The organism is Pseudomonas sp. p50(2008) (assembly GCF_015351605.1).
Taxonomy (GTDB): Bacteria; Pseudomonadota; Gammaproteobacteria; order Pseudomonadales; family Pseudomonadaceae; genus Aquipseudomonas.
In genome coordinates this window covers 133,295-156,046 of record NZ_JACMYF010000011.1, presented here as the reverse complement: position 1 = coordinate 156,046, position 22,752 = coordinate 133,295, and the positions used below count along the sequence as shown (strand labels likewise).

The 22,752-nt window shown below is 60.2% G+C and carries 22 protein-coding genes and 2 pseudogenes; 20 read left to right on the top strand and 4 right to left on the bottom strand.

Translation table 11 applies throughout. The features are described 5' to 3' along the window. Positions 1-6: 6 nt before the first annotated feature. From H7698_RS27775 to H7698_RS27685, 19 genes are all read left to right on the top strand, one after another. Positions 7-663 carry an SCO family protein gene (locus H7698_RS27775; RefSeq protein ID WP_194693516.1) on the top strand — a complete coding sequence of 219 codons (657 nt, stop codon included), beginning with the start codon at positions 7-9 and terminating at the stop codon, positions 661-663. Then, the gene (locus tag H7698_RS27770) at positions 660-1,280 is read left to right on the top strand and encodes an SCO family protein (protein ID WP_194693515.1); all 621 of its coding nucleotides are present in this window, start codon (positions 660-662) and stop codon (positions 1,278-1,280) included. The genes H7698_RS27775 and H7698_RS27770 overlap by 4 nt, the downstream gene beginning before the upstream one ends. A gap of 9 nt (positions 1,281-1,289) precedes the next feature. Beyond that, complete coding sequence (locus H7698_RS27765; RefSeq protein WP_194693514.1) at positions 1,290-2,840, top strand: cytochrome c/ABC transporter substrate-binding protein; 1,551 nt, start codon at positions 1,290-1,292, stop codon at positions 2,838-2,840. Positions 2,841-2,852: 12 nt separating this feature from the next. Continuing rightward, positions 2,853-3,806, top strand: coding sequence for a peptidylprolyl isomerase (locus H7698_RS27760; protein WP_194693513.1), 954 nt, complete (start codon positions 2,853-2,855; stop codon positions 3,804-3,806). 221 nt (positions 3,807-4,027) lie between these two features. Then, a complete protein-coding gene (locus tag H7698_RS27755) occupies positions 4,028-4,546 on the top strand; it encodes a response regulator (protein ID WP_194693512.1) in 519 nt (172 codons plus the stop codon). An 84-nt stretch (positions 4,547-4,630) separates the two neighbouring features. Beyond that, entirely contained in the window at positions 4,631-6,337 is a 1,707-nt protein-coding gene (locus H7698_RS27750; RefSeq protein WP_162440981.1) for a GspE/PulE family protein, read from the top strand. Then, positions 6,318-7,121, top strand: a complete 804-nt coding sequence (locus H7698_RS27745) for a hypothetical protein (RefSeq protein ID WP_194693511.1) — start codon at positions 6,318-6,320, stop codon at positions 7,119-7,121. Before H7698_RS27750 ends, H7698_RS27745 begins: the two co-directional genes overlap by 20 nt. A gap of 1 nt (position 7,122) precedes the next feature. Next, complete coding sequence (locus tag H7698_RS27740) at positions 7,123-7,668, top strand: PilN domain-containing protein (protein ID WP_162440979.1); 546 nt, start codon at positions 7,123-7,125, stop codon at positions 7,666-7,668. Continuing rightward, on the top strand, positions 7,655-8,203 hold the full coding sequence (locus H7698_RS27735) for a GspMb/PilO family protein (RefSeq protein WP_194693510.1): 549 nt from the start codon (positions 7,655-7,657) through the stop codon (positions 8,201-8,203). The genes H7698_RS27740 and H7698_RS27735 overlap by 14 nt, the downstream gene beginning before the upstream one ends. Continuing rightward, the gene (locus tag H7698_RS27730) at positions 8,203-8,724 is read left to right on the top strand and encodes a hypothetical protein (RefSeq protein WP_194693509.1); all 522 of its coding nucleotides are present in this window, start codon (positions 8,203-8,205) and stop codon (positions 8,722-8,724) included. Before H7698_RS27735 ends, H7698_RS27730 begins: the two co-directional genes overlap by 1 nt. Continuing rightward, positions 8,721-10,559 carry a type II secretion system protein GspD gene (locus tag H7698_RS27725; protein WP_162440976.1) on the top strand — a complete coding sequence of 613 codons (1,839 nt, stop codon included), beginning with the start codon at positions 8,721-8,723 and terminating at the stop codon, positions 10,557-10,559. Before H7698_RS27730 ends, H7698_RS27725 begins: the two co-directional genes overlap by 4 nt. 2 nt (positions 10,560-10,561) lie before the next feature. Further along, a complete protein-coding gene (locus H7698_RS27720; protein WP_162440975.1) occupies positions 10,562-11,035 on the top strand; it encodes a type II secretion system protein in 474 nt (157 codons plus the stop codon). A 4-nt stretch (positions 11,036-11,039) separates the two neighbouring features. After that, complete coding sequence (locus tag H7698_RS27715; RefSeq protein WP_194693508.1) at positions 11,040-11,414, top strand: type II secretion system protein; 375 nt, start codon at positions 11,040-11,042, stop codon at positions 11,412-11,414. Further along, positions 11,389-11,928: a type II secretion system protein gene (locus H7698_RS27710; RefSeq protein WP_162440973.1), complete on the top strand. Its 540-nt coding sequence runs from the start codon at positions 11,389-11,391 to the stop codon at positions 11,926-11,928. The genes H7698_RS27715 and H7698_RS27710 overlap by 26 nt, the downstream gene beginning before the upstream one ends. Further along, positions 11,925-12,317, top strand: a complete 393-nt coding sequence (csgE, locus tag H7698_RS27705; protein ID WP_194693507.1) for a curli production assembly/transport protein CsgE — start codon at positions 11,925-11,927, stop codon at positions 12,315-12,317. The genes H7698_RS27710 and csgE overlap by 4 nt, the downstream gene beginning before the upstream one ends. Then, on the top strand, positions 12,314-12,733 hold the full coding sequence (locus H7698_RS27700; protein ID WP_162440971.1) for a curli assembly protein CsgF: 420 nt from the start codon (positions 12,314-12,316) through the stop codon (positions 12,731-12,733). Before csgE ends, H7698_RS27700 begins: the two co-directional genes overlap by 4 nt. Positions 12,734-12,764: 31 nt before the next feature. Beyond that, positions 12,765-13,631 (top strand): CsgG/HfaB family protein, encoded by an 867-nt coding sequence (locus H7698_RS27695; RefSeq protein WP_162440970.1) that lies wholly within the window; start codon positions 12,765-12,767, stop codon positions 13,629-13,631. Positions 13,632-14,787: 1,156 nt separating this feature from the next. Beyond that, positions 14,788-15,117 carry a DUF6124 family protein gene (locus tag H7698_RS27690; RefSeq protein ID WP_194693506.1) on the top strand — a complete coding sequence of 110 codons (330 nt, stop codon included), beginning with the start codon at positions 14,788-14,790 and terminating at the stop codon, positions 15,115-15,117. Positions 15,118-15,496: 379 nt separating this feature from the next. Beyond that, positions 15,497-16,594 (top strand): RHS repeat-associated core domain-containing protein, encoded by a 1,098-nt coding sequence (locus H7698_RS27685; RefSeq protein ID WP_194693505.1) that lies wholly within the window; start codon positions 15,497-15,499, stop codon positions 16,592-16,594. Between the two features lie 189 nt (positions 16,595-16,783). On the opposite strand, the pseudogene H7698_RS27680 reads toward H7698_RS27685, so the two are convergent. After that, positions 16,784-17,148, bottom strand: a pseudogene (locus H7698_RS27680) (curlin); the annotation flags it as partial. A gap of 194 nt (positions 17,149-17,342) precedes the next feature. Between H7698_RS27680 and H7698_RS31500 the strand changes: the two are divergent. Further along, a pseudogene (locus H7698_RS31500) lies at positions 17,343-17,875 on the top strand (RHS repeat-associated core domain-containing protein); the annotation flags it as partial. A 623-nt stretch (positions 17,876-18,498) separates the two neighbouring features. On the opposite strand, the gene H7698_RS27670 reads toward H7698_RS31500, so the two are convergent. From H7698_RS27670 to H7698_RS27660, 3 genes are read right to left on the bottom strand one after another with little or no spacing between them, the layout of a single operon-like run. Continuing rightward, positions 18,499-19,947, bottom strand: coding sequence for a curlin (locus tag H7698_RS27670; RefSeq protein WP_194693504.1), 1,449 nt, complete (start codon positions 19,945-19,947; stop codon positions 18,499-18,501). A 27-nt stretch (positions 19,948-19,974) separates the two neighbouring features. Then, the gene (locus H7698_RS27665; RefSeq protein WP_194693503.1) at positions 19,975-20,436 is read right to left on the bottom strand and encodes a curlin; all 462 of its coding nucleotides are present in this window, start codon (positions 20,434-20,436) and stop codon (positions 19,975-19,977) included. Between the two features lie 59 nt (positions 20,437-20,495). After that, positions 20,496-22,742: an Ig-like domain-containing protein gene (locus H7698_RS27660; RefSeq protein WP_194693502.1), complete on the bottom strand. Its 2,247-nt coding sequence runs from the start codon at positions 22,740-22,742 to the stop codon at positions 20,496-20,498. Positions 22,743-22,752: the final 10 nt, after the last annotated feature.

The window sequence follows — 22,752 nt, the reverse complement described above, 5'->3', positions numbered from 1 at the left end:
ATCGACATGAACCGATTCGCACACTGTGGACTGCTGACGCTGTGCCTGCTGGCCAGTGGTATCGATCAGGCCCTGGCTCACTCGGCAGATGAACACGCCGGGCACACCATGGACGCCAAGAGCGCCAGCGCCGAAAACGCGCAGGTCAAGTTCGCCGACGTCGCCCTGGTGGACCAGGACGGCAAGGCCGTGCGCCTGGAAAAAGACCTGGTGACCAACAAGATCGTGGTCATGAGTTTCATCTACACCAGCTGCACCACCGTGTGCCCGGTGGTGTCGTCGATCATGGGCAAGGTGCAGAAACAGCTTGGCGCACGGGTCGGCAGCGAGGTGCAGCTGGTGTCGATCAGCATCGACCCGCAGCGCGATGATCCCAAGCGCCTGAACGATTACGCCCGCGCCTTCCAGAACGGTCCTGGCTGGAGCTGGCTGACCGGCTCGACCCAATCGGTGAATGAAACCCTCAAGGGTCTGGGCAGCTTCAGCGGTGACTTCAAAAGCCATGCGCCGCTGATTCTGGTGGGCGATGGCAACAGCAGCCACTGGACCCGTTACTACGGTTTCACCGACCCGAGCGTGCTGATCCGTGAGGTGGAAAAACTCAGTGGTCAACGCAACACCCACGCCAGGCACACCGCCATTGCCATGGAGCAGCAGCCATGAGAGCGCTCATTTTGATCGTCCTGACCATGTGCTTCTGCGTGTTCAGCTTTATGGCGCTGGCGCACGAAGGGCACGCAGAACCCGCGCCAGCCGTGGCGGCTGCGCAGCCGGCCACGGGCACCCGTGATGCCAAGGCCTGGTTTACCGACACGCCGCTGCAGGACCAGAACGGCGAGACCCTGCGCTTCTACAGCGACGCGCTGCAAAACCGTGTGGTGCTGTTGAATGTGATTTTCACCAGTTGCAACGATGCCTGCCCGTTGATCACCCGCAAGCTCAAAGAGGTTCGTGAAGCGTTGGGCGACAAGGCGGACGGCATCACCTTTATCTCCCTTACCAGTGATCCGCTGCGGGATACCCCGGCGGTACTCAAGGCTTACACCTTGAAACAAGGGGTAGACGACCCCCACTGGCTTTTTCTCACCGGCGACAAGGCGCAGATGGACCTGGTGCTCGGACGTATCGGCCAGATCGTGCCGACCCCTGAGCAGCACTCCACGCAGCTGATTGTCGGTGACGTAGCCAACAAGCGCTGGAGCAAGATCCGCCCCGATGCCCCGGCCGCCGCCATTGCCCAGCGCTTGCAGTTGCTGACAATGCCCGTGGTCGGCCGTTGAGCGCGCGCCATGAAAACTTTACTCGTCTTCGGCCTGTTATTCCTTGGCAGCCTGCAGGTCGCTGCCCAGGAACTGCCGTTGAGCCCCAGCGAAAGTGCCGGTAAACGGCTGTTCCGCGAAGGGCTGTCGGCGAGCGGTGAACCGATCATGGCGCGGGTCGGCGCGGCGGGGATGCTGTTGCCCGCCACCAGCCTGCCGTGCGCCAACTGTCACGGTGCCGATGGCCTGGGTCGACCCGAAGGGGGCGTGCGACCACCGGACCTGAGCTGGCCACGGCTCAGCAGCACCTATGGCCAGCAGCAGGTCAATGGCCGCGATTACCCGGCGTACACCGACGCCGCGCTGTCCAGGGCGATCCAGGAAGGCCTGGACCCTGGCAATAATCGGCTGGACCCGGCCATGCCGCGTTTCGTCCTGTCGATGAACGATCAGCGCAACCTCACGGCCTACCTCAAGCGCCTGGCCGATGACCGCGATCCGGGGCTGGACCCGGAGACCGTGCACCTGGGCACCTTGTTACCGAGCCAGGGACCCTTGGCCGAAGAGGGGGCCACGGTGGCAGCAGTGCTTAACGGCAGCGTGGCGCGGATCAACCAGGCGGGTGGCATTCATGGCCGGCGGATACGCCTGACCATTCTTGATCCCGGACCGGATCGCGCCAGTGCCGAGCAGGCACTGGATCAGTTGATCGAACGGGAACAGGTGTTCGCCCTGGTCGCACCGATGGTGCCGGCACTGGACGCAGAGCTGGCGGCGCGACTGGAGCGCGCCCGTGTGCCGCTGATCGGTCCGCTGTCGCACCAGGGCATGTCCGGGACCAGCCGGCAGATCTTCGAGCCGTTGCCGGGTTTGCGCGAGCAAATGATCGCGCTGGCGGATTACGCCACCGGCGGTTTGCGCGTGTTGCAGGGACCGACGCTGATCACCTACCCAGACGAACCCAATCAGCGTCTGGCGGCGCAAACCCTCGGCCAGTATTTGCAGGACCACGCGTGGCAGAACGTCCATCTGCAAGTCTATGACCCGGCGCGGGACGACTTGCCATTGGGTTCGCGTTCGGTGTTCTACCTGGGCAGCGGTGGCGGGTTCAGACGCCTCGCCGAGCGCTTGCAGACCGCGGGGCAGGTGCCGTATTTGTTCGCCGCTTCGAATCAGGTGGCCGGGGACTTGTTCCAGGTGCCCAGCAGCTTTTCCCGACGGGTGTTCCTCGCTTATCCGTTCGTGCCCAGTGACTGGACGCGGGCCGGACGCCTGGCCCTGTCCAGGGTGCGCGAAACCCAGGGCCTGGGCGGCCAGCACGCGGTGCTGCAAGTAAGCGTTTTCAGCTCGATGCTGCTGTTCAGCGAAGGCATGAAGCAGACCGGGCGCGACGCCAGCCGCGAGAAGCTCATCAGCGCGCTGGAAGGCCTGCACGACTTCGATACCGGACTGACCCCACTGATCAGTTTCGGCCCGGGCCGTCGCCTGGGCTTGAGTGGCGCCCATGTCGTCACGGTGGACCTGACCGACCAGCGCTTCTATCTGGTCGCCCCGTACAAACCCATTGCCGCGATGCCCTGACTGGAGGTCGACATGAAACTCAACACCTGGTTGATCCTGATGAGCCTGTGGGCGCCCGTCGCCTTCAGCAGCAATGGCCCGGCCGCTGCGCGGGTCAACGGCGAGGAGATTTCCGAGTTTCGTCTGGAGCGTTTTTTCGTCGAATACCTGGAAGATCAGGGGCGGGCAGTCGGCAGTATTCGCAACCCCACGGCCTACAAGCAGCTGCGGCGCAAGGCGCTGGACGCGTTGATCGACAAGGAATTGCTCTGGCAGGAGGCGGTGAAACGCGGGGTGGTGATCAGCGACGCCGTTGTCAAAGACCAGATCGATCAAACCCGCGAGGCCATGGGCGGCACCGAAGTGTTCGTCCGCCGACTGAATGATGCCGGTTTCGACGAAGCCAGTTTTACCGAGTACACCCGTCGCGAATTGGCGGCGCAACAGGTGTATGCCGAGCTCACTAAAGTCGACGCGCCGGACGAACAGCAGGTCCGCGCTTTTTACGAGGAGCATCGCGCAGAAATGAGCCGGCCCGAGGAAGTCCAGGCCCGGCATATTCTGGTCAAAGTGCCGCAAGGTGCCGATGCCGCCACAATCGAAGCCGCGCGACTACGCTTATCAGAGATGCGAGTGAAGATCACTCAAGGTGCAGATTTTGCCAGTGTTGCCAGAAGCAGTTCCGAGGATGATTCCGCCAGCGCGGGCGGGGAGCTGGGTTACTTTCCTCGGGGCCGGATGTTGCCGGAATTCGAAGCGACAGCTTTTTCCATGGCCGCAGGTGAGATCAGTGAGCCGGTGCGCACCGCCGTTGGGTGGCACCTGATTTATTTACAGAACCACCAGGAGGCCGCCGATGTCACACAGGAGCAGGGGCTTGAAATGGTCAGGGCGTACCTTGCCCGACAGCAACAGACCCAGGCGCGCCTTCAGGCCTTGGCCCAACTTCGGTCAAGCAATCGAATCGAACGGATTGACGACGATTGAAGATTGTTCCCCAATAGTGGGGCAAAGCTTCAGGGTACATCCGTGCGCTTCCCCCGCCTTTGGGGGGTGGGGTACTTGGGCGAAAACAGATTTTTTATACATATCAACGACATGCAGTGGTAAAAACACCGGCGCTCAGCCTGGCATGAAGTGTGCGTTAGCCTCAGTAAGGCGCGCACTCCACCAGGTTCACTCGGACCTGCGGTTACAAGGAGTCCACCTTGTTAAACAAAGTACTGGTTGTTGAAGACGAACAGCTGCTTGCACAAAACCTCCAGGATTATCTGCAGGCGCAAGGGCTGGAAGTCCGGATAGCACACGAAGGTGCCAAGGCCATCGGCGAAGCCGCTGTATTTGCTCCCGACGTGATGGTGTTCGATTACCGCTTGCCCGATATGGAAGGTTTCGACGTTCTCGATGCTGTCCGCCAGAACAGGAAGTGTCATTTTGTACTGATCACAGGGCATCCAACCGCTGAAGTCTGTGAGCGGGCCCGGCAACTGGGAGTCAGTCATATCCTGTTCAAACCGTTTCCGTTGGCGGAATTGGCCCGTGCCGTGTGTGACCTTTTAGGGATGAAGCGCGAAGCGAGTACCGCTGAAGGATTCGTCGAACGACGCCAGAGCAGAACCGAGAGTTTCCCGCTGCAGTTGTACGACGGCAGTTGGCTGCTGGCAGATCGCCGACGAACGTCGGCCTCCATGGCACCAGACGACGAACAATTGCTCACCGGGGAGTAGTGGCGCGACAAGACGTTCCGGCCCCCACCGTAACTGCTCGCCGCGTCGACAGGGCTCAAAGCCCCCGGCGTTGGAGAGCATGCCATGGACCGTCTATCCCTTGCCGTAGAACCGGCGCTGTTGGACTGTGTACCGTCTCGTTTTTCCAGTGAGCAACTGGCCCAGGCCCGGTCCCGGGCGGCCACCTCCGGCGAGCGGGTCCTCGAAGCCCTCGGGGTACTCTGCGAACTGGCCCCCATGGCTTTCATCGAGTGCCTTGGCGCCACCCTGCATTATCCGGTGCTCGACACCGACACCCTGTTTCAAGCCACCCCGGTGTTCGACCGGGTCACCCTGGCTCAATGCCTCAAGCGCGAATTCATCCTGCTGCGTCACGACGAAGCGGTCATCGGCGTCTTCGCCGACCCCTTCGACACCGCGCGCCTGGCCTGGATCGATGACTGCCTGCACGGCGCACCGCTGTACCTGGTGCATGCCGATGACCTGAAAGCCTACCTGGCGCGTCACGAAGAAAGCTTCCATGCCGTGGAATCGCTCAACGCCCAGGCAGAGGGCGGGGTTGAAACCGACAAGTTGCAAAGCCTGTCCCTGACCAGCATCAGCGAAGACGCCAGCGTTGTCGTCAAGCTGGTCAACTCGACCCTGTACGACGCCCTGAAAATGCACGCCAGCGACATTCACCTGGGCACCACCGGCAGCGGCCTGGTGATCAAGTACCGCATCGATGGCGTGCTCAACAACATCAGCAAGATCCAGGGCAGCGAGTTCGCCGAGCAGGTGATTTCCCGGGTCAAGGTCATGGCCGAACTGGACATCGGCGAAAAGCGCGTGCCCCAGGACGGTCGTTTCAAGATCGGCATCAGTGGCCGTCAGATCGACTTTCGGGTGTCGATCATGCCGAGCATTTTTGGTGAAGACGCGGTGCTGCGGGTGCTGGACAAGCAGGACCTGGCCGACAAGGTCAGCGGCGTGCAATTGCAAGCCCTGGGCTTCGAAGATGAAACCCTGCGCCAGCTCCGTCGCCTCGCGGCCGAACCCTACGGCATGGTGCTGGTGACCGGCCCGACCGGCAGCGGTAAAACCACCACCCTCTACGCCATGATCACCGAGATCAACCACGGCGTGGACAAGATCATCACCATCGAAGACCCGGTCGAGTATCAGTTGCCGGGCGTGCTGCAAATCCCGGTCAACGAGAAAAAAGGCCTGACCTTCGCTCGCGGTTTGCGCTCGATCCTGCGCCACGACCCGGACAAGATCATGGTCGGTGAAATCCGTGACCCCGACACCGCACAAATCGCCGTGCAGTCGGCACTCACCGGGCACCTGGTGTTCACCACCATTCACGCCAACAACGTGTTCGACGTCATTGGCCGCTTCACCCAGATGGAAATCGACCCCTACAGCCTCGTCTCGGCGCTCAACGCAGTGCTGGCCCAGCGCCTGATCCGCCTGGTCTGCGCCAGCTGCAGCGCACCGCATCACCCGACCGATGACGAGCTGCACCTCTCCGGGCTCGACCCGCAACAGGTCAGCGATTTTCATTTCGTCCATGGCAAGGGTTGCGGCAACTGCCGTGGCACCGGGTACCGCGGACGCACGGCGATTGCCGAGCTGCTGCACCTGGACGACGAGCTGCGGCAGATGATTGTGGAGCGCCAACCGATTTCGAAAATCAAGGCCCACGCGTGCAAACGTGGCTTGCGTCTGCTGCGCGAGTCAGCTCTGGAACTGGTGCAAGAAGGGCGTACCACGCTCGAGGAGATCAATCGTGTCACTTTTGTCTCGTGATCGTTTTGTCGCCGTGCTCGGCGCCAGTGGTGTCGGTCTGGGCCAGCGCCGTGGCAACGAAACCCTGTGGCTGGGCAGCGTCGGTTTTATCGACGAAGGCTTCCATGCCTGGGCCGTCGCCCTGGAAACCCTCGACCGTCTGCTGGGCGAACATGCGCCTGCCGGTGCGCAGTTGAGCGTGGTCGTCTCCGGGCACTTCAGCCGATTCTGCCTGGTGCCCTGGAGCGATCAAATCAGCAGCCCCGCCGAGCTGCAAGGGTTCGCCCAGCTGTGCTTTGAAGACCTGTTCGGCGTGCCGACGCAACCCTGGAACCTGGTGTTGTCGGCTGAACCGGCAGGCTACGACCGCATTGCCGCCGCGTTGCCGCAGGACTTGCTGGAGCGTCTGCGCACGATGGCCAGCGGCCGTGGGTTGCGCCTGCGTTCCGTGCAACCGTACCTGATGGCGGCGTTCAATCACTTCGATAAAAGCCTGGACGCCGGCGACTTCCTCTTCGTGGTCGCCGAGCCGGTGCGCAGTGTCCTGCTGGTGGCGCGGGAAGGGCGCTGGACTTCGGTGCGTTCGGTGGGCAGCAGTGACAGCGACGCCGCACTGAGCGCATTGATCGGTCGTGAAAGCCAGCTGCAAGCGTCCACCAGCGAACGTCCGCTGAACGTTTACCTGCATGCCCCGGCGCGCCTCGATTCACACCCCGACGTACCCGGTGTGCACCTGCGCACCCTTGAAGAGGACCGGACAGCCGTACGCGATAGCCTGTACGTCATGTCCCGGGCGGTGGCCTGACATGCGCGCCCTGATGCTCGACTTCCAGCCGCGTCGCCGCTCGGGCCCTTTGGGCTGGAGCCTGCTGGCCGGCGGTGTGGTACTGACCCTGGCCTGTGTCGTGGTTCAACAACACGTCAGCGCCCAGGCCGCGCAACAGCAAGGTCACCTGCAAACCACCCAGCGCGTGCTGACCGGCGACACCGGCGGCAAAGTCGGCCTGACCCCGGCCGAAACCCGCGAACAGGCACAAAACCTGGCGGAAATGCGCAAGGTCTCCCAGCAACTGCGCCGGCCGTGGGAACGCCTGTTCGCCACCCTTGAAAGCCTGCCCCGGGACAACATTGCGCTGCTGACCCTGACGCCGGACGCCCGTAAAGGCCAGGTGCGCATCAGCGCCGAAGCGCGGGATCTGGACGCAATGCTCGACTTCCACCGCCGCCTCGAAGCCAGCGACGAGCTCTCCGATGTGTCGCTGCTCAGCCACGAAATCGTCGCCAACGTGCCGGAACACCCGGTGCAATTCAACCTGTCGGCTACCTGGGAGATTGGCGATGCAAATCCCTAAATTGATCGTTCACGAATACCTCCAAGGGCTGGGTGTTCCCGGTCTGGCCGGGCTGTCGCTGGTGCTGCTGGCGCTGGTCTATGGCTTGGCGGGCCTGATGCCGGACTGGCAGTCGTTGCAACAGCTCAGCCAACAGACCCGCGAAGCCGGCGAGTATTTGGCCAAGGTTGAAGAGGGCAGCATCGCCGCGCCGGTGCTGCCACAGCGTCAGCTCGACGACTTCCGCAGCAAGCTGCCGTCCCAGCCTCAGGCGACCGTCGCCATCGACAAGATCTACGCCTTGGCCGCCCAGGAACGCATCACCCTGGCGCGGGGTGAATATTCCCTGGGCATCGACCCCAAGACGCACCTGGCCCGCTATCAGATCCTGCTGCCGGTGCGCGGTAGCTACCCGCAACTGCGGCGTTTCCTGCACGCCTTGCTCGGCCAGTTGCCGGCCGTGGTGGTGGAAGACGTGGAGTTCCAGCGCAAGAAAATCGCCGACGCCGACCTGACCGGCCGGATCCGCATGACCCTTTACCTGTCGAGGTCATGATGAATACCAAACGCGCAGTGGGTTGGGTGGCGTTCTTCGCAGTGGCGGCAGCGCTGACCTGGGGGCCTGATTACTTCACGCCGGCAGGCGAGGGCGACGAGTCGGTCGCTGTCGTGGCCACCCCGGCCAAAAGCACGGTTCGCGGCGCGTTGCCGGCGGCCGCATCAACTCCGGGTAAAGCAGTGGAAATCAAGGACCTTAGCCCGGCAGGCGACCTGTTTGCCGCCCGCAGCTGGAAGGCGGCGCCGACCCTGGCCGTCGTCACCGAACAACCTGTCAACGTCACTCCGGTGGTGCAAGCCCCTAGCGCACCGGCCATGCCTTTCCAGTTCGTGGGAAGGCTGGATGACCAATCCGACCTGCAAGTGTTTTTGCAGAACGGCGAAAAAATATACGTCGTGCGCAAAGGGGACGTGATCGACGAAACGTGGCGGATCGAAGGCATTTCCGACGTGGAACTGAGCTTCGTTTACCTGCCTTTGCATTTGTCTCAGACGCTGTCTGTGGGGAGCACGCAATGAACCGATCCCGTTTGCTGATAAGCCTTGTCTGCCTGTGTGCAGGGCTGGCTGCGTGCAGTTCCGCGCAAGTCGCCAAACAAGAGGCCTCCGACCTGATGGAGTCGGGACAATACGAAGCCGGTCTGGCCCGCATCGAGGAAGGCCTGCGTGAGAACCCACGCGACACCGAGCTGCACCTGGCCCTGAACAGCGGCCGTGCGCGCGCAGTGACGGCCTTGCTGACCCAGGCGGACATGGACCGCGCCCAGCGTGACTTTGCCTCGGCGCGCATGGGATATGGCCGTGTGTTGACCATTGAGCCGAACAACCGTCGCGCCCAGGAGTCCCTGAGCCAGCTCGAACACATGCGTAGCCAGGACGAAAAGCTTGAACTGGCCCGTGGTGACCTGCGCCGTGGCGACATCTATGCAGCCGACCGCCAGGTTAAACAGATCCTCGAACTGGACCCGAAAAACGACGGCGCACTGGAGCTGCTCAGCAGCATCCGCCTGGTGCAGAGCCGCAACGTGGTGCAGTACCCACAGCTGCGTACGCGCCTCGATCGGCCCGTCACCCTGGAGTTTCGCGATGCCAACCTGAAAACCATTTTCGAAGTGCTGTCCCAGGTAGCCGGGCTGAACTTCATCTTCGACAAGGACCTGCGTCCGGACATGAAAGCCACCATCTTCGTGCGTGACGTGCGCATCGAAGACGCCGTGGCGCTGCTGCTGCAACAGAACCAGTTGCACCAGAAAGTGGTGAACGAAAACACCCTGCTGATCTACCCGGATTCGCCGCAGAAGCTCAAGGATTATCAAGAGCTGGTGATGCGCACGTTCTACCTGACCAGCATCGACGCCAACACCGCGCTGAACATGATCAAGACCATGCTCAAGACCCGCGATGTGTTTGTCGATGAACGCCTCAACACCCTGACCATGCGCGACAGCGAAGACGCCATCCGCATGGCCGAGAAACTCCTGCAATCCCAGGATCAGTCCAACCCGGAAGTGGTGCTGGAAGTGGAGGTGATGGAAGTCGCCCGCCAACGCATTCTCGACCTCGGCCTGCAGTGGCCCAACACCTTTGGCGTGCTCACCAGCGATGGTGGACCGGTGTCGGTGCTCGATCAGCTCAAAGGCATCAACTCCAGCCGGATCTCGATCTCGCCCTCGCCACAAGCCAAGATCAACGCCCAGGACAAGGACATCAACACCCTGGCCAGCCCGGTGATTCGGGTGAGCAACCGCGAGCAGGCGCGTATTCACATCGGTCAGCGCGTGCCCATCATCAGCGCCACCTCGGTGCCGTCGACGCAGGGCCCGGTGATCACCGAAAGCGTGACTTACCTGGACGTCGGTCTGAAGCTCGAAGTGCAGCCCATCGTGCACCTGAACAACGAAGTGGCGATCAAGATCGCCCTGGAAGTGAGTAACGCCACGCCGCTGGAACCGACCCGCCAGGGCACGATTCCAGTTCAGGTCGATACCCGTAATGCCCAGACCACCCTGCGCCTGCACGACGGCGAAACGCAGATCCTCGCCGGGCTGGTGCGTAACGACCACGGCAGCAACGGCAACAAGATTCCGGGCCTGGGCGACATTCCAGGGCTGGGCCGCTTGTTCGGCAGCAATCGGGACGACGTCAGCAAATCGGAGCTGGTGCTGTCGATCACCCCGCGGATCGTGCGCAACCTGCCGTACCAGAGCCCGTCTGACATGGAGTTCCCGACCGGCACTGAAACCAGCATGCACATTCAGGCACCGGACCGGTCGATGGACACGGCGATCCGCACCGGAACCATGATCACGCCGGTCGCTTCCACCACCCCTCATGTCACTGTCGAGAAGCCTTGATCATGAACGCCTCGCAACGTGGTTTTACCCTGATCGAAGTCGTGGTGACGCTGTCCCTGATCGGCCTGTTGGCCGGCATGGCCGCGCCGCTGACCGAGACCGTGGTGCGCCGGGGTAAAGAGCAGGAGCTGCGCACGGCGCTGTACCAGATACGCGATGCCATCGACGCCTACAAACGTGCGTTCGATGCCGGTTACATCGAGAAGTCGCTGAACAGCAGCGGCTACCCGCCGAACCTCAAAGTGCTGGTGGACGGCGTGCGTGATGTGCGCAGTGCCAAGGGCGCCAAGTTCTATTTTTTACGGCGCGTTCCCCACGACCCGCTGGCAACGGCCAAGCGTGACGACGAGGGCGGTTGGGGGCTGCGTTCCTATGACAGTTCGGCTGAGAATCCACGGGAAGGCGAGGACGTCTTTGACGTTTACTCCAAGGTCCGTGGCAAAGGACTCAACGGCGTCGCCTACCGGGAGTGGTGAGCTTATGCATCGGCAAAAAGGTTTTACCTTGCTGGAATTGATGGTGGTCATGGCAATCATCGCCACCCTGATGACCATTGCCTTGCCGCGCTATTTCAACAGCCTCGAGACATCGAAAGAGACCACCTTGCGCCAGAGCCTGTCGTCGATGCGCGAAGCCCTGGATCACTACTACGGCGACACCGGGCGCTACCCCGATTCCATCGATCAACTGGTGGAGCAGCGCTACCTGCGCAACCCGCCGATGGACCCGATTGCCGAACGCAAGGACACCTGGGTCATGGTCGCACCACCTGAAGGTGTGGCGGGCGGCGTGGCGGATATCAAAAGCGGAGCCACAGGGAGGGCGCGTGATGGCAGCCTTTATTCCGAGTGGTAGGCCTTCAGGCGAAGACGGTTTCACCTACCTGGGTGTGCTGTTTCTGATCACGGTCATGGGCATGGGCCTGGCGAGTGCCGGCGAGCTGTGGTCGACCGCGTCGCGCCGGGACCGTGAAAAACAGTTGCTGTGGGTCGGAACTCAATACGCCCAGGCATTGCGCAGCTATTACCGCAGTTCGCCAGGCCTGGCCCAGTACCCCAAAGAGCTTGAAGACCTGTTGCAGGACCAGCGTTTTCCGACGCCTAAACACCATATCCGCCAGCTGTACCCGGACCCGATCGGTGGCGGCGAATGGAACCTGCAGCGGGGTTTTGACGGGCGCATCACCGGCATCAACAGCCCCTCTACCGAGAAGCCGCTCAAGCAGGTGGATTTCCCCAGTCAGTGGGCGGATTTCAACGGCATGGCGAGCTACAAGGACTGGCAGTTCGTGGCCGAGAAAGCCTTCCTCGAAGGCACCAATGGACCGGTCAAAGGCCAGTCCGCGCAGCCTCAGGCGCTGCAGCCATGAACCGCTCATGGCTGGCTGCCTTGAGCCTGGTGCTGGCAATGTCTTTTGCCCAGGCCGCGGAAGAGGACGAAATGCTGGGCTTCATCGTCGACGACACGATTTCGCACATTGGCCACGAATTTTACTACTCGTTCAGTGAGCGCCTGCGCGCCACCAGCCCGATGGATTTCAACCTGGTGGTACGTGAACGACCCTCGGCACGCTGGGGCAGCCTGGTCACCGTGGAGTATCAGCAGCGCCTGGTTTATCGGCGGTTCCTGCCGCCCAACACCGTGGATCTCAAGGACGACGCGTACAACGCCGCCGACTGGGTTCGCGGACAGATTGTCCAGCGCAAGCTGGAAGCCTTGTTGCAAGACACCACGGACCTTGAGAGGGACGAATTATGAAGACGAAGACGTTTTCGCAGCGCACCGCCATGTGGTTGCTCTGCCTTGGGAGTGGCGGCCTGGTCCAGGCGACCGAGTTGGTCTACACGCCGATCAACCCCTCGTTTGGCGGCAACCCGCTGAACGGCACCTGGCTGCTCAACAATGCCCAGGCGCAGAACGACTACGACGATCCCGACCTGAAAGATCGCACCTCGATCGCCGGGACCTCGGCCCTGGAACGCTTCAGCAGCCAGTTGCAATCGCGGCTGCTGGGGCAGTTGCTGGACAACATCTCCACTGGCAATACCGGGAGCCTGTCCACCGACGCATTCATCGTCAACGTTGTCGACGACTCTGGCGCACTGACTATCGAAGTGACCGACCGAGCGACCGGCGAAATTTCGGAAATCCAGGTGAATGGCCTGGCTCCTTGAGGGAGCTGCGGGTCGATGGGGAGTGACGGACATGAAAAAAATAATCGTGCTAGGGATGCTGTTGGCGGCCTTACAGGGGTGCAGCCTGCGTGAGCCGATGTCGGCGGAGCAGGACACCGAAACCCCGACCCTGACCCCCAGGGCGTCGACGTATTACGACTTGCTGAACATGCCACGGCCCAAGGGTCGGTTGATGGCGGTGGTGTATGGGTTCCGTGATCAGACCGGGCAGTACAAGCCGACGCCGGCCAGCTCGTTCTCGACCAGCGTGACCCAGGGTGCGGCGAGCATGCTGATGGATGCGATGCAGGCCAGTGGCTGGTTCGTGGTGCTGGAGCGTGAAGGGCTGCAGAACCTGCTGACCGAGCGCAAGATCATTCGCGCTTCGCAGAAAAAACCGAATACGCCGGTGAACATTCAGGCTGAACTGCCACCGCTGCAGGCGGCGAACATGATGCTCGAGGGCGGGATCATTGCGTACGACACCAACGTGCGCAGCGGCGGGGAAGGGGCGCGTTATTTGGGTATCGATATTTCCCGGGAGTATCGGGTGGATCAGGTGACGGTGAATTTGCGGGCGGTGGATGTGCGCAGTGGGCAGGTGCTGGCGAATGTGATGACCAGCAAGACCATTTATTCGGTGGCGCGCAGTGCCGGGGTGTTCAAGTTTATCGAGTTCAAGAAGTTGCTTGAGGCGGAGGTGGGTTACACCACGAACGAGCCGGCGCAGTTGTGTGTGTTGTCGGCGATCGAGGCGGCGGTCGGGCATTTGCTGGCGCAGGGGATTGAACGCAAGATGTGGCAGGTGGTGGGGGATAATTCGGTGCCGCCGCAGAATGAGACGCTGGATCGGTATTTGTCGCAGAACCGGGTGGCGCCGGAGGGTGAGGATGAGTGAGCCGAGGCGGCCTTCGGGCCGACCTGGCTATCTGGTTTGTCTGCGATCCTCATGTAGGAGTGAGCCTGCTCGCGATGGCGGCCTGACAGCTAACCTGGCTCTTGCGGATGTACCCCGACCCTTGTGGGAGCTGGCTTGCCAGCGATGGCGGCCTGGCAGCCGACCCATTTTTTGCGGATGTACCCCGATCCCTGTGGGAGCTGGCTTGCCAGCGATAGCGGCCTGACAGCCGACCCATTCTTTGCAGGTGTACATATCCATTGCTGCGGTAACGGCCACTTAGGGTTTCGCCCTTACGGCGACTCACTTTTTTTTCAAACGCCAAAAAAAAGTAAGCAAAAAAAGGCTCGCCCCAAGCGTACGGCACCTCGCTAAAGCTCGGTGTTCCCTCGCTCCGGTGTCCATCTGGGGGCATCGCCTACGGTCTGCTTCGCGACGACCTCCTCTCGATGTGTGCGGCTTCGCCGCACGGCGCTTCGCGCCTGACCCCCAGATGAACACCCCCACTCGGCCTCCCGACGGGGCGGGTGGATCAAAATCAAAAGCTTGCAGGCGAGCTAACGCTCGGCCTTGAGTGGTGAAGGGCAACGGCGCTGTGTGGTGGTTTTCTTTAGATGCTCTGTAGGAGCAAAGCTTGCTCGCGATGACGGCCGATTGACCGACCTGATTCATGCGGATGTACCCGATCAACCTGTAGGAGTGAGCCTGCTCGCGATGACGGCAGTACAGACAACAAACCTGCTCCTGCCTCCACGCGAACCCCTGTGGCGAGTCAGACAAAGTTGTAGGAGCAAATATCGATGATGTCAGACGGGAATGTAGGACCAGGATTGAAACTACATCGTCTTGCGTCACTGCCTACAACTACGCCAGAATCCGCCGGCTTGTGCGCCTTGGCCTGGGTCTCTATCGTCTCCGCATCGCTGAAAACTCAGCGATTGGGTTTAGCGACCCGATTAGGTGTAAGCGCAACAATGCTCCTTTCGTAACTGCGGCCATTTCAGGTTTGCGGTTTTCGATATGGTGGCTGTGCGCGGGAGACCCTCGGGTCTGCCGGGTCTTATACCTCCCGGTTCGCTAACCTGCGTACAGCTGCCACCCTAATTTGTTTAGCGACAGATTCTGGTGGTTCCACTAGGTATAAAGGAGTTCAACCATGCCAAAACCAACCCCAAATCCCCCCGATTCAAACCCCGAAAACCCCACCGCCAACCCCGACTCCAGCCTCAACCTCAAAGCCGAAATCCTCAAAAAAACCACCCCCCACAACCCGGGCAAGATGTACGCAATCGTCGCGGACATGGACACCGAAAGCCTGTTGGCAAACGCCTGCGAGTCATTAGCGTCGGCAAGCATCATGGCCAGCGATTTCGCCACCTTCCTGGAAGGTCCACAGCGCAGCATGTTGCTGGGTATCCAGCAGATCATCATGCTGGCCGACCTGGCCGTTAACCAGGCACTGGACAACCTCGACCCCATAGCCTGAAGGCTCACCCTCCTGTGGGAGCGAGCTTGCTAGCGATGACGGCAGGACAGACAACAAGCCTGCCCTGCCGCCACGCGACCGCCTGTGGCGAGGGAGTTCACTCCCGCTGGACTGCGCAGCAGTCCCAAAACCTGCCAGCAGTGTTTGCCTGACAACACACTGGGCATAGGTTTTGGGGCCGCTATGCAGCCCAGCGGGACGGTGCGACGATCCGACGAGCTCCCTCGCCACAGGTATCTCACATGCAGCGAACAATCCCTGGACCATCCTTTCAAGAAAGCTCGCTACCCCGGCAAACCTATCAGTTCTGTTAGTTCCCCACTCCCTACAAACCGGCAGATACTGCAACTCCCAGACCTTGAAAGCTCGGAGTGTCCACATGCCATCCCAGCAGTCCGCCTTGCTTTGCCAATATCGCTACGATCCGCTGGATCGCCTGATCAACAACCACACCCAGCCCAATATCCCAACGCTTCAGCGCTTTTACTGCAAAAGCCGACTGGTTACCGAGATTCAGGGTGCCATGCAGCATTCCATTCTCCAGCACGGCGATCAGTTACTGGCGCAGCAACGGCGTGAGGATGATGTGTTCGATAACGCGCTGCTGGCAACCGATCAGCAACGTTCAGTGCTTCATACGCTGGATAAAAACCCTAAACCACAATCCATCGCCTACTCACCCTACGGCCATCGTCAACCGGAGAGCGGTTTATCCAGCCTGTTGGGATTTGCTGGCGAACGGCCTGATCCGACGACCGGGCATTATTTGCTGGGGAATGGCTATCGCGCGTTTAATCCGGTGTTGATGCGTTTTAACAGTCCGGACAATTTGAGCCCATTTGGAAAGGGTGGCTTTAATCCGTATGCATATTGCTCGGGGGATCCGATTAATAAATACGATCCGACCGGGAATGTAGGTCAGTTAATAAAAAACGGTTTGTTGCGTTGGAAAGACAGGGCGGCAAAAACAATTGCTTCAAGAGCGGCGGAAGTTCTTGAAGTGACACAATCGCGGAAAATTAATATGCGCAATGGTCCAACGCCTGATAGTTATTATTCATTGGTTGATGGGGTAGATCCCGAGATGGCGATTTTTGCGCGTGATCGTCTTAAAATGATCAACGGTTGGGAGGAATATGTATTTGAAAGCAATTATAGGTACCTCAAACAGTCGGGAAAAGCACGGTCTAAAAATGCAAAAATTAATAGTGAATTAAATACGCCAGCTTACAGGACTGATCGTGTTGTTTTGATCGATTATATAGGCGACTTCAAAGGTGTTAGTGGACTCGTTTATGATCGGAAAAAGTTAATAAATGCTATGAACGGAATATATGAGCCGACGCTCCGGATTCATGATAGGCCGACTGCCGAGGGTGCGAGAGAGTTTTGGAAAAAACTTGTAAATACCCCTGTTCCATATGAGAGGGAACTTTGGGCTGAAGCTGAACGGATCAGAGAAATGTATTTTAAGTAAGTCTGAAAAAGCCCTAACTTAAAAAGTTAATCCCAGGGGGTTCGCGGCCTTCAGGTCCGTGATTTTGCAAAAAGTGGGCTTTTTCAGAGTTTCCTTAAAGGGTGATATTGCAAATGTTCTTCAGGAGATAGTCGAGCCAAAAAAGCTGCGCCTCTGTACTCAGGGCCGCAGCTCTTTACAGCCCCCCATTCACTGCTGCAATACAGTCGCCTGGTTAGCCGCCCCAAACTGCTGCACCGTTGCCATCTGGTTCACCCCACTCTGATCAACATTGGCAACGTTCCCGTCCCGCCCTGAGTCACATACGCCACGTTCATGCTATCGGCCTGTTTAACCGTGATCTTGTTATCACTGCCATACATCTGATTGGTAAACGCCTGGTTACCGGTGCCCGACTGATCAAACTCGCTGCTGTTGCCCGTGCCGTTGGAAGAGCCCTGAACAAGGTTGGTCGTACCGCGCTGGTCGGCGATGAGGATGTTGTCGCTGCCGTTCTGGTCGAAGTACAGCTCGTTGTAGGAATCAGCCTGGCTGACCGTGGTTTTGTTGCCGCTACGCAGCCCAGCGGGACGGTGCGACGATCCGACGAGCTCCCTCGCCACAGGTATCTCACCTGCAGCGAACAATCCCCGGGCTATCACTTCCAGAAGGGTCGCCACTCCAGCAAACCTAACAGTTCTGATAGTTCCCACTCGTTGCGACCCAGCAGATACTCAAACGCCCTGACCTTGAAAGCTCGGAGCGTCCAATGTCTGTTCAACAAGCCGCGTTGCTCTGCCAGTACCGCTACGATCCGCTGGATCGCCTGATCAACCAAACTCAAACACATGCACCCATGCATCAGCGGTTTTACTGCAAAAGCCGACTGGCCACCGAAATTCAGGGCGCTAAGGGGCATTCCATCGTGCAGCACGGCGGTCAGTTGCTTGCACTGCAACAGCGAGAGGGTGATGTATTCGATACCACGCTGCTGGCAACTGACCTGCAACGTTCTGTGCTGTACACGCTCGATAGATGTCCATCAAAGCATTCCATCACCTACACCCCTTACGGGCACCGTCTCGCTGAAAGCGGTTTAACCAGCCTGCTGGGATTTGCCGGCGAACGACCTGACTCGGTGACAGGGCATTATTTACTGGGTAATGGTTACCGGGCGTTTAATCCTGTGCTTATGCGGTTTAATAGTCCGGACAGTTTAAGTCCGTTTGGGAAGGGGGGGTGAATTCATATATGTACTGCTTGGGGGATCCAATCAATCTAGTTGACGAGGACGGGCATTCGGCGTTTGGTGTGGCAATAGCTGCTGTTCATTGGCGCCGATTCGCTCGAGCAAAGATACAGACAAGAAATGAGGCGGCGCGAATATCTGAAACAGGAAAAATTTATATAAAACACGTTGAATTGAGATCCCCAGTTGCCCTTAAGCCCGGTGTTACTCCTCAACAGGCTCTCGCTGCTCGTTCACAGATCGAACACTTATCACCTTCCTCAATCCGTGCAAGGGTTTGGAACGATAAATATTTGGGTGATCTTAATAATGCAAAAACGAATGCCATCAATTCGGGAGCTATCAGGCCGGACGAAAATCTAAAGTTGCTTAACTACATTAAAAATCCGCCAGACGATAGGCTAATATTTTCCGCTAATAGGTTATTTGACGCAGCGAAGGGGCGGTTCGATCCGAAAGTCAAGCTAAGTGACGTTCCTAGCCATGAAGTAGCTCGTCGGTATCGAAACGTCATACGCGACATGGACATTGACTATTATAAGCGAAGAGAAGGATTGTTTAAGATTGTTAAACAGTTTTTCGAAGGTTATTAGTTTTTTACTAGAATAACTGGTTGAGAAATGCTGAAGCTTGTCAAAACCGCGACCCGAAAAAGGGCCGCGGTTGTGTATTGCAATCACTGCTGCAAAACAGTCGCCGAGTTAGCCGCCCCAAACTGCTGCACCGTCGCCATCTGGTTCACGCCACTCTGATCCACATTAGCAACGTTCCCCGTCCCGCCTTGAGTCACGTACGCGACGTTCATGCTGTCGGCCTGTTTAACCATGATCTGGTTATCACTGCCATACATCTGATTGGTAAACGCCTGGTTACCGGTGCCCGACTGATCAAACTCGCTGCTGTTGCCCGTGCCGTTGGAAGAGCCCTGAACAAGGTTGGTCGTACCGCGCTGGTCGGCGATGAGGATGTTGTCGCTGCCGTTCTGGTCGAAGTACAGCTCGTTGTAGGAGTCAGCCTGGCTGACCGTGGTTTTGTTGCCAATACCGGTCTGGTTCGTGGTCATGATATGGCCGGCGCCGTCCTGGGTGAAGTTGGCCACGTTGCCGTTGCCGGACTGGGTGACGGTCGCGCGTTGGTTGGTGCCGAACTGGCCACCGGTTTGTGGGCCTTTCCAGTTGCTGGCGTAGACCTTGTTGTCGCTGCCCACCGAGGTGGCGTTGAGCACGTGGCTGTCGCCGCTCTGGTAGGTGAAGTGCACGTTGCTGGTGCCTTGCTGGTACAGCGCCAGGGTCGAGCCGATGGATTCGAACTGGTCGGCGTAGATGGCGTTGAGGTCGCCGACTTGCAGGACCTGGGCAACGTTGTTGGAACCGAAGCTCTGATCGACGATGGCTTCGTTGGCCCCGCCATATTGATTGACGAGGACCTGGCTGGCGGCCTGGCCGAACTGCCAGACTTCGCTGCCGTTCATGTCGCCGAACTGGTTGATGGTGACGGTGCCACCGACGCCGCTGCGCTGATCGCCATAGGCATAGTTGTTGGTGCCGCTCTGGTTGATCGCGATCTGGCCGCCCGAGTGACCCACCTGCTCGGCGGTGCCGTAGTTGGCGGTGCCGTATTGAGTGACGGTGGCGGTGTTGGCGTCCCCCAGTTCCATTTGTTCGATGTTGGCTTCGTTGCTGTCACCGAACTGGAAGGTGAACCCTGACGAGCCTTGCTGGCTGTCTTGGTACAGGAACGAGAAGTTGCCGCTGCCTTGCTGTTGTTGCACGGCCTGGTTGCCGGTCAGACCGATGGACTGGCTGGCATGGGCGGTGTTGAGCACACCGACTTGCTGCTGAACGATGGTGCTGCCGTCTTCGAACAGCTGCTCGGCGTAGCCGGCGTTGTAGTCGCCGGCCTGGTTCTGGTCGATGCTGCTGGTCGCGGTGTCTTGCACGGCGGCTGCGTCATTGCCTTGACCGAATTGCTGCTGGGTGGCGGTGGCGAAGGGCGCTACGCTTTGTTTTACATTGGCGATGTTGGCATCACCGAATTGTCTCTGGGTCGAGACACTGTCGTCAGCCATGGCCTGGGCACTGACAATGACCAGGATGGCGGCGGTGAGGGGCGTCAGTTTGAACATGATGAAACCTCCAGGTAGTGCAGTGCTTTAGCGATATTGTTTGACCGAAACGCTCATGCCATTGCCGGACTGGGAAACGGCGCTGGAAAGCCCCGTGCCTGCCTGGTCGATGGAGGCGTCGTTGTTTTTGCCGTTTTGGGATATCTGCGCGCGGTTGTGGCTGCCGGTCTGGGTGATCTCGGCGTTGTTGCCCGAACCTTGCTGGTTGATCATTGCCATCAGGTCGTTGCCTTGCTGGAGGATGAAAGCCTCCTGATTGCTGCCCGACTGGACGATGTTGCCGAGCAGCGACTGGCCGTTCTGGCTGACCAGTGCAACGTTGGCCTGTCCGTTCTGGTTGATCAGCGCTTGCTGCCCGATGGGCGGCGGCAACTCGCCGAGGTCGGCACCGGGTGCCAGGTCGTCGTTTTCCATCAAATCGTCGGCGCGCACGCCCGCACTGCTGCAAAGCAGGAGCAGGCAGAGCAGGGCGGCGGTCGAAGTTTTCATGGCGTTGTCCTGTTGGAAGAGACCCGCCCCATCCACCCGAAGGTCGATGGGGCGAAGGCTCAGTTCGCGGTGACCGACACCGTACGCACGGTGCCTTGGGACGAGGTGATGGTGGCGGTCGGGTTCGCCGACGGAATCACCGTGGTGCTGTTGCTCACCGTCAGCCTCCAGCGACCGGTCACCGGCACTGTGGTGGTGCCCAGGGTGACCGGGCCCGTCGGGGTGCTGACCCGCACGGTGATGGTGTTGCCGGTGATCACCGACGAGGTGCCGGCGAAGTCCCAGGTGAAGCGGTTGTTGGAGCGTGCCGACACCGTTGCCGTGGTCACTGCGAAGGTTTCCGCAGCAGGCCGTGGCGAGACTTGCACGGTGACCGTCGCCGGGGCTGTCGACAGGGCGCCGAAGCTGTCCCGGGCGATGTAGGTGAAGGTCGTGGTGAAAGCCGTCGTCACAGTGGCCGGCGGGGTGTAGGTGAGCACCGTACCGTTACTGCTGACGGTGCCGCGACCTGCTGCCGGTTGAGTGAAACTGTTCACCGCTAACGGCAGGTTGCCTTCCGGATCGGTGTCGTTGGCCAGCACGCTGATCGGGATCGCCACACCCAGAGTCGCGACGGCGTCGTTGACGGCCACCGGAGGCTGGTTAGGCGCCACGGTGATGGTCACGGTCGCCGCAGCGGTCGAGGCCAGGCCTTTGACGTCTTGAGCCTTGTAGGTGAAGGTCGTGGTCAGCGGGGCGTTGACCACCGCAGGCGGGGTATAGATCACTGCAGCCGCGCCGCTCAATGCCACAGTGCCCTGGCCCGCCGCCGGTTGGGTCAGCGCCGTGATGCTCAGCGGCGTGTTGCCGTCGGGATCACTGTCGTTGGTCAGCAGATTGAGGGTGATGGGCACGCCGAAGCTGGTGCTGCCGGTATCGGCGACGGCCAGCGGCGGCTGGTTTTCCCCGACGTTGGGGGCGCTGCCAACGACCACGACCGGCTCGGTGTCACTGCCGCCGGCAGCGGATTTTACCGTCACGGTGGCGGGTGGCTGGGACAGGTCGGCAATGGTGATTTTTTGCAGAGTGCCGGACTTCGACAGGCGTCCGTAGCCTTGGGCGACCATGTCTGGCACCGCCACTTCGTCAGACGAGGTCGCTTCGATCAGCAGGCTGTGATTACTCCAGCTGTAGCGAGCGGTCTGGATTTTCACGAGGTCCGTGAGCTTGCTCGATACCGCCGTTGGGCGCGTGGTGCCGCTCGGGTTGGTGGCGGTGACCACCACGACCGGAGGCACGGGGCCGTTGGCCAGGCGCTGACCGAAGAACAGCCCGGTGTTGTCGCCCAGCAGCGTGGTCAGGCAAGGGGTCAACGGTGGTCCGGGAACCAGCGCGATGGACTCACGGAAGCACAGGGTCGAGCTGTTGTCTGCCTTGGCGAATACCTCGACCTGGACGTTGCTGTTGCCGCCCGACGTGGTACGCCGGTAAGTCGCGCGATCCAGCTCGACGTGGGTCTGGGCGCGGTTGTCCAGCTTCTTGCCCGCGAGGGTAAAGAGGTTGGTCTGGATGGTGCCTGCAGGACCTGTGATGCGCAAAAAGTTGGTGTCGAAAGGGCTTCCGGTGACCTGCTCGGTGAGGTTCGGGTCGCCGACGAAAGTTTCCACCGTGCCGGTGTCCGGGTTCACCTCGGTGTAGGGACCGTTGACGCTTTGCAGGAAGGGCCCGATGGCACCACCCACGGCGCCGGTGAAGTTGCCTGGAGCACCAATACCGACGTCGCGGGTGATGTTGATTGCCCGGCGTCCAGGTGCGGTGACGTTGACCGTTTCCACGCCATACGGGTGAGTAATGGTGTAGGTACCGGCGGTGGGCACGTTCACCCGGATACGAATCCGCGCGAAGCTTTGCTGATCGCCATCGACAGGGTTTTCCGACGCGAATGCCGCTTCAATCCCGGCGACGTAGGCGTCCACGCCATAGCCTGCACCGTTGTCGGCAATAGCGGTCTCGGCGAGGAACCAGAACGCCTCCGGTGGCCAGTTATCCGGGAATATCATCGGCTGGGTGTCGTCGTAGATGCCCGGTTCCGGCAGCAGGGTGCACATGTAGGCCGGTGGTACGGTGGCCGGCACCCGCGAGCTCGCGGCCCGGGACTGGCACAGTTCCATCGACAGCAGATTGTTGTCCTGGTACCACATGGGGAATTTCCCCGTGGCAAAGGTGTAGGGGCCAGGGTCGACGGCAGCGAGTTGCGCGAAGGCGCTGCCGGACAGCGATAGAGTCAGTCCCAGGGCATTGAGCGCCAGGCGTGGCCAATTGTTCATGATGCCTCCT

What these genes read in the sequence shown, in the direction of transcription:
- H7698_RS27775 (WP_194693516.1), top strand. Translation starts at nt 7, where the DNA reads ATGAACCGATTCGCACACTGTGGACTGCTGACGCTGTGCCTGCTGGCC.
- H7698_RS27770 (WP_194693515.1), top strand. Translation starts at nt 660, where the DNA reads ATGAGAGCGCTCATTTTGATCGTCCTGACCATGTGCTTCTGCGTGTTC.
- H7698_RS27765 (WP_194693514.1), top strand. Translation starts at nt 1,290, where the DNA reads ATGAAAACTTTACTCGTCTTCGGCCTGTTATTCCTTGGCAGCCTGCAG.
- H7698_RS27760 (WP_194693513.1), top strand. Translation starts at nt 2,853, where the DNA reads ATGAAACTCAACACCTGGTTGATCCTGATGAGCCTGTGGGCGCCCGTC.
- H7698_RS27750 (WP_162440981.1), top strand. Translation starts at nt 4,631, where the DNA reads ATGGACCGTCTATCCCTTGCCGTAGAACCGGCGCTGTTGGACTGTGTA.
- H7698_RS27740 (WP_162440979.1), top strand. Translation starts at nt 7,123, where the DNA reads ATGCGCGCCCTGATGCTCGACTTCCAGCCGCGTCGCCGCTCGGGCCCT.
- H7698_RS27735 (WP_194693510.1), top strand. Translation starts at nt 7,655, where the DNA reads ATGCAAATCCCTAAATTGATCGTTCACGAATACCTCCAAGGGCTGGGT.
- H7698_RS27730 (WP_194693509.1), top strand. Translation starts at nt 8,203, where the DNA reads ATGAATACCAAACGCGCAGTGGGTTGGGTGGCGTTCTTCGCAGTGGCG.
- H7698_RS27725 (WP_162440976.1), top strand. Translation starts at nt 8,721, where the DNA reads ATGAACCGATCCCGTTTGCTGATAAGCCTTGTCTGCCTGTGTGCAGGG.
- H7698_RS27720 (WP_162440975.1), top strand. Translation starts at nt 10,562, where the DNA reads ATGAACGCCTCGCAACGTGGTTTTACCCTGATCGAAGTCGTGGTGACG.
- H7698_RS27715 (WP_194693508.1), top strand. Translation starts at nt 11,040, where the DNA reads ATGCATCGGCAAAAAGGTTTTACCTTGCTGGAATTGATGGTGGTCATG.
- H7698_RS27710 (WP_162440973.1), top strand. Translation starts at nt 11,389, where the DNA reads ATGGCAGCCTTTATTCCGAGTGGTAGGCCTTCAGGCGAAGACGGTTTC.
- csgE (WP_194693507.1), top strand. Translation starts at nt 11,925, where the DNA reads ATGAACCGCTCATGGCTGGCTGCCTTGAGCCTGGTGCTGGCAATGTCT.
- H7698_RS27700 (WP_162440971.1), top strand. Translation starts at nt 12,314, where the DNA reads ATGAAGACGAAGACGTTTTCGCAGCGCACCGCCATGTGGTTGCTCTGC.
- H7698_RS27695 (WP_162440970.1), top strand. Translation starts at nt 12,765, where the DNA reads ATGAAAAAAATAATCGTGCTAGGGATGCTGTTGGCGGCCTTACAGGGG.
- H7698_RS27690 (WP_194693506.1), top strand. Translation starts at nt 14,788, where the DNA reads ATGCCAAAACCAACCCCAAATCCCCCCGATTCAAACCCCGAAAACCCC.
- H7698_RS27685 (WP_194693505.1), top strand. Translation starts at nt 15,497, where the DNA reads ATGCCATCCCAGCAGTCCGCCTTGCTTTGCCAATATCGCTACGATCCG.
- H7698_RS27670 (WP_194693504.1), bottom strand. Translation starts at nt 19,947, where the DNA reads ATGTTCAAACTGACGCCCCTCACCGCCGCCATCCTGGTCATTGTCAGT.
- H7698_RS27665 (WP_194693503.1), bottom strand. Translation starts at nt 20,436, where the DNA reads ATGAAAACTTCGACCGCCGCCCTGCTCTGCCTGCTCCTGCTTTGCAGC.
- H7698_RS27660 (WP_194693502.1), bottom strand. Translation starts at nt 22,742, where the DNA reads ATGAACAATTGGCCACGCCTGGCGCTCAATGCCCTGGGACTGACTCTA.